This window comes from Paraburkholderia sp. RL18-085-BIA-A (assembly GCF_046027075.1).
In the GTDB taxonomy this organism is placed as follows: Bacteria; Pseudomonadota; Gammaproteobacteria; order Burkholderiales; family Burkholderiaceae; genus Paraburkholderia.
Genome location: NZ_JARESU010000617.1, coordinates 1 through 440, shown reverse-complemented (window position 1 = coordinate 440; position 440 = coordinate 1). Strand labels below are relative to the sequence as shown.

Below are 440 nucleotides of genomic sequence, written 5' to 3'. Positions count from 1 at the left end.
GGAACATGACCCGTCAGGTGTGCAAACCTACCGCCGTTGTCGGGGAAGACGTCAAAAATGCCGAAGTGACCGTCGTCAAGGCGGATGGCAAACCAGGCAACGGTCTTGGGTTCCCGCTCCACCACTGCTTGCGCGTCGCGAAGGAACTGCGCGACCTGTGATTCATGGCCCGCCTTTGCCTTGAACGTGAGGAGCAGCGCCTTCGTGACCGGCTCGCCCGATGACGTTGCAGGCAACTTGTCGGCCAGGACGTCGAACTCCTGAATCAGCGGCGCCCCGGCAAACACGCTGCCGCCGGCATCCAACAGTGCTTGTGTAACTGGCCCCGCCAGATGCGCCTCGCGGCCGGCATCGTCTGCGAACACGTCGAAGATGCCGTACTCCGATCGCCCGAATCTGATCGCGAACCACGCGGTGGTTGCGGCTTCCGCCCGACCCAT

The 440-nt window shown here is 63.2% G+C and carries 1 protein-coding gene; it reads right to left on the bottom strand.

The features are described 5' to 3' along the window. Nucleotides 1–440, bottom strand: a 440-nt coding sequence (locus P0D89_RS54105; protein WP_408379846.1) for an NIPSNAP family protein, incomplete at both ends; no start/stop codon positions are given.